Origin of the sequence: Mycobacterium sp. 1165178.9 (assembly GCF_001673555.1) — a bacterium.
GTDB lineage: Bacteria > Actinomycetota > Actinomycetes > Mycobacteriales > Mycobacteriaceae > Mycobacterium.
Genome location: NZ_LZMB01000327.1, coordinates 1 through 7,372, shown reverse-complemented (window position 1 = coordinate 7,372; position 7,372 = coordinate 1). Strand labels below are relative to the sequence as shown.

Annotated in this window: 8 protein-coding genes and 1 pseudogene; 2 read left to right on the top strand and 7 right to left on the bottom strand. The window is 68.6% G+C overall.

Annotated elements, in window-relative coordinates:
• The 3 genes from topA to cspA form a co-directional block, all read right to left on the bottom strand.
• A partial coding sequence (gene topA / locus A5652_RS14355; RefSeq protein WP_067352278.1) for a type I DNA topoisomerase occupies window positions 1–1,065 on the bottom strand: 1,065 nt, incomplete at its 3' end.
• Between the two features lie 213 nt (window positions 1,066–1,278).
• Window positions 1,279–1,878, bottom strand: coding sequence for a hypothetical protein (locus A5652_RS14350; RefSeq protein ID WP_067352274.1), 600 nt, complete (start codon window positions 1,876–1,878; stop codon window positions 1,279–1,281).
• Between the two features lie 166 nt (window positions 1,879–2,044).
• Window positions 2,045–2,248: a cold shock protein CspA gene (gene cspA, locus A5652_RS14345; RefSeq protein ID WP_007166602.1), complete on the bottom strand. Its 204-nt coding sequence runs from the start codon at window positions 2,246–2,248 to the stop codon at window positions 2,045–2,047.
• A gap of 282 nt (window positions 2,249–2,530) precedes the next feature.
• Here cspA and A5652_RS14340 point away from each other — a divergent pair, with 282 nt between their 5' ends.
• Together A5652_RS14340 and A5652_RS14330 are read left to right on the top strand one after the other, a co-directional pair.
• Window positions 2,531–4,912: a DEAD/DEAH box helicase gene (locus tag A5652_RS14340; protein ID WP_067352271.1), complete on the top strand. Its 2,382-nt coding sequence runs from the start codon at window positions 2,531–2,533 to the stop codon at window positions 4,910–4,912.
• Window positions 4,913–5,164: 252 nt separating this feature from the next.
• Window positions 5,165–6,202, top strand: a complete 1,038-nt coding sequence (locus tag A5652_RS14330; protein ID WP_067352264.1) for a PAS domain-containing protein — start codon at window positions 5,165–5,167, stop codon at window positions 6,200–6,202.
• Here the strand turns inward: A5652_RS14330 and A5652_RS14325 are convergent.
• The 4 genes and pseudogenes from A5652_RS14325 to A5652_RS14310 all read right to left on the bottom strand — a co-directional run.
• Window positions 6,199–6,564: an Rv3654c family TadE-like protein gene (locus tag A5652_RS14325; RefSeq protein WP_082983899.1), complete on the bottom strand. Its 366-nt coding sequence runs from the start codon at window positions 6,562–6,564 to the stop codon at window positions 6,199–6,201. The genes A5652_RS14330 and A5652_RS14325 overlap by 4 nt on opposite strands.
• Complete coding sequence (locus A5652_RS14320) at window positions 6,533–6,835, bottom strand: TadE family type IV pilus minor pilin (RefSeq protein WP_197513957.1); 303 nt, start codon at window positions 6,833–6,835, stop codon at window positions 6,533–6,535. Before A5652_RS14320 ends, A5652_RS14325 begins: the two co-directional genes overlap by 32 nt.
• A 23-nt stretch (window positions 6,836–6,858) precedes the next feature.
• Window positions 6,859–7,059 carry a DUF4244 domain-containing protein gene (locus A5652_RS14315; RefSeq protein ID WP_067352261.1) on the bottom strand — a complete coding sequence of 67 codons (201 nt, stop codon included), beginning with the start codon at window positions 7,057–7,059 and terminating at the stop codon, window positions 6,859–6,861.
• An 18-nt stretch (window positions 7,060–7,077) separates the two neighbouring features.
• Window positions 7,078–7,372, bottom strand: a pseudogene (locus A5652_RS14310) (type II secretion system F family protein); the annotation flags it as partial.

Genomic DNA, 7,372 nt, shown 5'->3' with positions numbered 1-7,372 from the left:
GCGCGCGGCGTTGATCGCCGACTCCGACAGCGTCGTGGAGTCGGTACGCATATAGGTGATGTAGCCGTTCTCGTAGAGCCGCTGGGCGATGCTCATCGTGCGCTCGGAGGAGAACCGCAGCTTGCGGCCGGCCTCCTGCTGCAGCGTCGAGGTCATGAACGGCGCGTAGGGGCGCCGGGTATAGGGCTTTTCCTCGACTGACGCGACGGTGAGCTGGGCGCCGCGCAGCCCCGCGGCCAGCTGCGTCGCGCTCGCCTCGTCGAGGATGGTCACCTCGTCGGCCTTGCGTAGCTGCCCCAGCGAGTCGAAGTCGCGGCCCGCGGCCACGCGCAGGCCGTCGACACCGGTCAGCCGGGCGGTGAAGGTGGGGGGCTGCGCCGCCGGATCGGACACGCTGGCGTCCAGCTTGGCCAGAATGTCCCAGTACGAGGCGCTGCGGAACGCCATGCGGTCGCGTTCACGCTGCACGATGATGCGGGTGGCCACCGATTGCACCCGGCCCGCCGACAGCTTGGGCGCGACCTTCTTCCACAGCACGGGGCTGACCTCGTAGCCGTACAAGCGGTCCAGGATGCGCCGGGTTTCCTGCGCGTCGACCAGGTCGATGTCCAGGTCCCGGGGGTTTTCGGCGGCCTCGAGGATCGCCGGTTCGGTGATCTCGTGGAACACCATCCGCTTGACCGGGATGTTCGGCTTGAGGGTTTCGAGCAGGTGCCAGGCGATGGCTTCGCCCTCGCGGTCACCATCCGTCGCCAGGTAGAGCTCGTCGACGTCCTTGAGCAGGCCCTTGAGCTCGGTGACCGTGCTCTTCTTCTCGGGGCTGATGATGTACAGCGGCTCGAAGTCCTCGTCGACGTTGACCCCGAGGCGGGCCCACGGCTCCGACTTGAATTTCGCCGGGACGTCGGCGGCGGCCCGGGGCAGGTCGCGGATGTGACCGCGCGATGATTCGACGATGTACCTGGAGCCCAGGTAGCTGGCCAGTTTGCGCGCCTTGGTGGGCGACTCGACAATCACGAGTCGCCGCCGGCCGCTGCCGGTGTCCTTCAGTTTCGGGTCAGCCAACTGCCCTTACGCTCCATCCCTGATTGGTCCCCCCACGAGACCACCTGCAGGAAGAATGACAGGTCGGCCTCCAAAATTCCGGTGAAACTCAGGTACGCGACCGTTCCTTCGCCCTGCGGCACCTGACAATTTCGCACCCTTGGGCGGGCCCGCGCAAACTGGCATTCGCGACAACGGCGGAAAGCCGACGCGTTTTCGGGCGCTGTCTCCCGGCTAAACGTGCGGCCACCGCGATAACGCCTCGGCGCCGTCGGGCGGCTCCCCCACGTTCTCTACCAGGCGCGATAGCCTGCGGCGTCCGCTGATGCGCAGCGCCGGCCGCCCGCCGCGGGTGCCGATCAGGGTCGGTGCGATCCCGACGCGCATCAAAGCCGACGCCAGCGGTGAGTGCGTGTCCGGCGCGTGGGGATCCAACGCCAGCACGTAATGCTCGCCCTCCGGATTTCCGGCCGCCAGCGTCCACGCCCGCAGCTCGCGTGGCCCGGGCAGCCAGCGCGGCGGCACGGTCTTCACCGCACCGCGCGTCCATTCGCTGGCCAGCGTCCTCAACGAGGGGTCCACCGCCGTCCGTACCAACGGGGTGTCCTCGTCGGTCCGGGAGATCTCGGCCACCAGGCCGGCCTCCCGGATCATCTCGGCCAGCGCCGAGGCCCGCCAGGACTGATCCACGACCACCGATAGCCGGGCCCCCGCGACCGGATTTTCGCCGGTGGCGCCCACGGTGACAATCTGCCCGGACGCCGCCAGCACCCCGGAAAGATCGGCGACCGCGGGCGGCACCGACTCCGCTGTAAAGAAGGAAAGCTGGCTCACGCCCCCGACAGTAGGCCAGCGGGCCCGTCCGCGTCTTGAGGCAACCGGCGCGGCGTCCGGGGCCGACCGTGATGCGCTCCTGGTCGCGGCAATAAAAGAGGAAACCCCCCGGCTGGACCCGCTGGGCGGGTCTGCACGGGGGGTATCCGTTCAGGTCTGCTCTGTCTTAGACGGAGCGGACTCCGGTGGCCTGGGGGCCCTTAGGGCTGTGGCCGATCTCGAACTCGACCTTCTGGTTTTCTTCGAGGGTGCGGAAGCCCGAACCCTGGATCTCCGTGTAGTGGACAAACACATCGGCGGAGCCGTCTTCGGGGGCAATGAACCCGAAGCCCTTCTCCGCGTTGAACCACTTCACAGTTCCCTGTGGCATCTCTCGATCTTTCCTTTTCTTCTGGGTGCGGGGCATCGCCTTTCGATGCCCCGGGCCTGGTACGACCGCTTACCTCGCTGAGTCGCCGGAACTTCACCCGACCGATTAACCTCGCAGGAACCGCGGCCGCAACGTCGATCCTGCGAAAGTTTGACACGAACACAGAAGCTGCGACCGCAAATAGTCAACCATGTTCATCGCGTTGGCGACAGACTTGTGTCTCCCGCCGATTCGAAGGCCGATTGCCAGGCCGATTTCACAACGGATCACCTAAGGAGTGAGATGGCGAGTTTCGGCAGTGAGCTGCTTGCCGCCGCACTCGCCGGAACGGCGTCAGACGAGCATCCGCTGCGCCATGTCGCCGAACTGCCGCCGCGCAGCGGCCGGCCGCTCGATTGGCCGGCCTGGGCCGAGTCCGACGTGGTCAGCGCGTTCGCCGAGCGCGGGATCACCTCACCGTGGTCGCATCAGTTCAAGGCCGCGGACCTGGCGCACGCAGGCCGTCACGTGGTGCTCAGCACCGGTACCGCGTCGGGCAAGTCGCTGGCCTACCAGCTTCCCGTCCTCAACGCGTTGGCGACCGATCCGCGGGCGCGCGTGCTCTACCTGTCGCCGACCAAAGCGTTGGGCCATGACCAGTTGCGTGCCGCGCACGCGCTCACCGCGTCCATTCCGCGGCTGCATGACGTCGCGCCCACCGCCTACGACGGCGACAGCCCAGGCGACGTCCGCCGCTTCGCGCGGGAACGTTCGCGGTGGTTGTTCTCCAACCCCGACATGATCCATTTGTCGATCTTGCGCAACCATGCCCGTTGGGCCGTGCTGTTGCGCGGGCTGCGATTCGTGATCGTCGACGAATGTCATTACTACCGTGGAGTTTTCGGCTCCAACGTGGCGATGGTGCTGCGCCGCCTGCTGCGGTTGTGCGCCCGTTATTCGTCGTCACCGACGGTGATCTTCGCCAGTGCGACAACGGATTCGCCGGGCGCGACGGCCGCCGAGCTCATCGGGCTGCCGGTCGAGGAGGTCACCGAGGACGGTTCGCCTCAGGGCGCCCGGACGGTGGCGTTGTGGGAGCCCGCGCTGCGCGCCGATTTGACCGGAGAGAACGGCGCGCCGGTGCGCCGCTCCGCGGGCGCCGAGGCGGCCCGGGTGATGGCCGACCTGATCGCCGAGGGCGCCCAGACCCTCACGTTCGTGCGATCGCGCCGCACCGCGGAATTGACCGCGCTGGGCGCCCAGGCGAGGTTGGCCGACATCGCCCCCGGGCTTTCGGCGACCGTGGCGTCGTACCGGGCCGGTTACCTCGCCGAGGACCGCACCGCGCTGGAGCGCGCGCTGGCCGAGGGTCGGTTGCGGGGCCTGGCCACCACCAATGCGCTGGAGCTGGGCGTCGACATCGCCGGACTGGATGCGGTGGTGCTCGCCGGCTTCCCCGGCACGGTCGCCTCGTTCTGGCAGCAGGCCGGCCGGTCCGGGCGGCGCGGGCAGGGCGCCTTGGTGGTGCTGATCGCCCGGGACGACCCGCTGGATACCTATTTGGTGCACAACCCGGCCGCGCTGCTTGACAAGCCGGTCGAGCGGGTGGTGATCGACCCGGCCAACCCCTACATCCTGGGTCCGCAACTGCTCTGCGCGGCGACCGAGCTACCGCTGGACGAGGCCGAGGTACGCATTTTCGGCGCCACCGAGGTGGCCGACGGCCTGGTCGATGACGGGCTACTGCGGCGCCGCGGCGGAAAGTACTTTCCGGTGCCCGGCCTGGAACCGCATGCGGCCGTGGACATCCGGGGCTCGGCGGGCGGGCAGATCGTCATCGTCGAGGCCGATACCGGCAGGTTGCTGGGCAGTGCAGGCGCCGGGCAGGCACCGGCCACCGTCCACCCCGGCGCGGTGTATCTGCATCAAGGGGACAGCTACGTGGTGGACTCCCTGGACACCGAGGAGGGCATCGCGTTCGTGCACGCCGAGGAGCCCGGTTACGCGACGTTCGCGCGCGAGATCACCGATATCGCCGTCACCGGTACGGGCGAGCGCCTGACCTTCGGGCCGGTCACGCTCGGTCTGGTGCCGGTCAGGGTCACTCACCAGGTGGTGGGTTATCTGCGTCGCAGGCTCTCGGGTGAGGTGATCGACTTCATCGAGTTGGACATGCCGGAACACACCTTGGCCACTACGGCGGTGATGTACACCATCACCGGGGATGCGTTGCAACGCAACGGCATTGAGGACACACGCGTCCCCGGGGCGCTGCACGCCGCCGAACATGCGGCGATCGGGCTGCTGCCGCTGGTGGCCAGTTGCGATCGCGGGGACATCGGCGGCTTGTCGACCGCCGTAGGGCCCGATCCCCTTGGTTTGCCCAGCGTCTTCGTCTACGACGGCTATCCGGGTGGCGCGGGATTCGCCGAACGGGGTTTTCGCCAGGCCCGTACCTGGCTGGGTGCGACAGCAGCCGCCATCGAGGCATGCGAGTGCCTCCGGGGATGCCCGTCGTGCGTCCAGTCCCCCAAGTGCGGCAACGGCAACGACCCGCTTGACAAGACGGGCGCGGTGCTGGTGCTGAAGCTGGTCCTCGCAGAGCTGGCCCGGGGGACACGGGAGCGCAAACCCGCAGATGACGACCGACCCCTCGACGGTCGACCCACTGGGTTTGTCTTGTGACGCCCACGCCAGGAACGCATTTCCTGCTGCTCAAGAAATGGCGCGTGCTGTCGCACGGATCAGAAATCGCTTGGTTGTGCGCCGCCCGCAATCCCGACGATGCGGGCGCAGCTGGAAAAGCTACCAAGGCCGCGGCGGCATCGCAAGCACTGCTGGCGTCGCTCGCCGGATGTCGATGCCTGGGGGCCTTCGGCGGCGGCGAAACCGGCAGCACTCCCTTGGACCGGTCCGCTCGCCGGTAAAATCGGCCGCATGGCCCACGACTGGTTGCTCGTGGAGACACTCGGGGGTGAGCCCACCGTGGTGGCGCAAGGCCGCCAACTCAAGAATCTCGTCCCCATCACCACATTTCTGCGCCGCAGCCCCTATCTCGCCGCGGTTCGCACGGCGATCGCCGAATCGGTGCAGACGGGTCAGGCCCTGACCAGCATCACGCCCAAGCGGGACCGCATCATTCGCACCGAGCCGGTGGTGATGTCCGACGGTTTCATCCACGGCGTGCATGTCTGGACCGGCCCCTCCGACGTCGAGCCGCCCGAACGGCCGATTCCCGGGCCGCTGAAGTGGGACCTGACCCTTGGCGTGGCCACCGACACCCGCGAATCGCTGCTCAACAGCGGGAAGAATCCCGAGGTGGAAGTCGCGTACGGCAGGGCCTTCGCAGAGGACCTTCCGTCGCGTGAACTCAATCCGAACGAAGCCAAGGTGCTCGCCATGGCGGTCAAGGCCAAGCCCGACCAAACACTATGCAGCACCTGGGATCTCACTGACTGGCGCGGTGAGTCGATCCGGATAGGTTTCGTCGCACGCACGATTCTGGAACCGGGGCCCGACGGCCGGGAGCACTTGGTGGCGCGGGCAATGAACTGGCCGTCCGAATTGAAGGGCCCGGAGGTTTCGACCGACGTTCTCGCGCAACGGATCCTCAGCGGCCTGGCCCAGGCCGGGGTGCATCGCGCACTGATCGACCTCAACACCTGGGTCCTGCTGAAATGGCTCGACGAGCCTTGCCCCTTCTACGACTGGCGGGGCAGCGAGACGGGCAAGCCCAGGATCCACCCCGACGACCACGAGCTGATGGCCACCATGACAAGGGAATTCAGCGGGGGCGCCACCAGCCGGGTGCTGCGGATGCCCGGGCACGACGGGGATTGGGTCCCGGTGCACGTCACCGTCAACCGGGTGGAACTGGAACCGGATACGTACGCCGGACTGGTGTCCCTGCGGCTGCCCACCGACGAGGAGCTGGCCACCGCGGGATTCTCGCGAACCCCCGACGCCGCGCCCTAGTCGGATTCCCCGGTCGCAGGCCCCGCGCGCGCCGCCGCCCTTGCCGCACCACCGAAGACGACCGCCACCCGAGCGGAGACAACGACATCGAGACCGTCTACCGCACAACGGATGTCGTCGGTCCGCATCCGGCGGGCCACGCCCGCGGCACTGGCGCAGGCCGCATTCGCTCCAGAACTCAACCGCGCGGCGCCCGCCAACGCGGCCAGGTCGGCCACCGCCTGGGCGCGGTGCCGCGCCACGACCGCCGAGCCCAGGTACGCGCCGGCGCCCGTCGCCGTCAGCAGCACCACGATCACCCAGGCCGCGACCAGGGTCGCCGACCCCCGCTCACCGGGCCGGCTCGGCCGCCGAGACCGCATTGGCCGCAATGTCGATGGTGGGCAACAACTTCGAATGCGCGACGACGGTGGCCACCAGGAAATCGCCGTCGCGCCGCAGGTCGACCCGGGCACCGGCGGGCGCGAGCCGGCGCGCGGCGGCGACGGCTGAGCGTTGGTCGCCGCGGGACGCCAGCCGGGCGGCCTCGCGGGCGGCGTCGATGCAGCGCACCTGCATCGATAGCGCGGTGACACCGGCCAGGCACAGCACCAGCACCACCACGAGCGCGGCAATGCCCAGTGCCGCCTCCACGGTGCTGGCACCCGCACTGCCGGTTACACCTTGGTGTTGAGCGCACGACCGATGATGTTGGTCAGCGCCGAGACGATGGAATCGCCGGTGACGACGGTGTAGAGCACCGCGCCGAAGGCGGCTGCCGCGATCGTGCCGATGGCGTATTCGACCGTCGACATGCCCGACTCGTCGGCCGCCAGGACGGCGGCGCGTGCCCAGAGATCGCGAATCATGTTGCTCATCAATGTCTTCCTTTCGTTTCACAGCAGGCCCGACTGCAGGACATCACTTGCCAAACCGGCCACCACCGGGACGATGCCCAGGCAGACGAACGCCGGCAGGAAGCACAGACCCAGCGGTCCGGCGACCAGCACGCCGGCCCGCTCGGCGGCGGCGGTCGCCGCGTGTGCGGCGTCGTGGCGAGATTCCTCGGCCAGCTCGGTAACGCCGGCGGCCAGCGCCGCCCCCGAGGACGCCGAACGCCGGGCCAGTCGCAGCAGCGCATCGATCTGCGGGTCGGTCGAGTTGCGCGGGCCGGCCGGAATGGACCATGCG

What these genes read in the sequence shown, in the direction of transcription:
- A5652_RS14325 (WP_082983899.1), bottom strand. Translation starts at nt 6,564, where the DNA reads ATGCGGTCTCGGCGGCCGAGCCGGCCCGGTGAGCGGGGGTCGGCGACC.
- A5652_RS14340 (WP_067352271.1), top strand. Translation starts at nt 2,531, where the DNA reads ATGGCGAGTTTCGGCAGTGAGCTGCTTGCCGCCGCACTCGCCGGAACG.
- A5652_RS14315 (WP_067352261.1), bottom strand. Translation starts at nt 7,059, where the DNA reads ATGAGCAACATGATTCGCGATCTCTGGGCACGCGCCGCCGTCCTGGCG.
- cspA (WP_007166602.1), bottom strand. Translation starts at nt 2,248, where the DNA reads ATGCCACAGGGAACTGTGAAGTGGTTCAACGCGGAGAAGGGCTTCGGG.
- A5652_RS14330 (WP_067352264.1), top strand. Translation starts at nt 5,165, where the DNA reads ATGGCCCACGACTGGTTGCTCGTGGAGACACTCGGGGGTGAGCCCACC.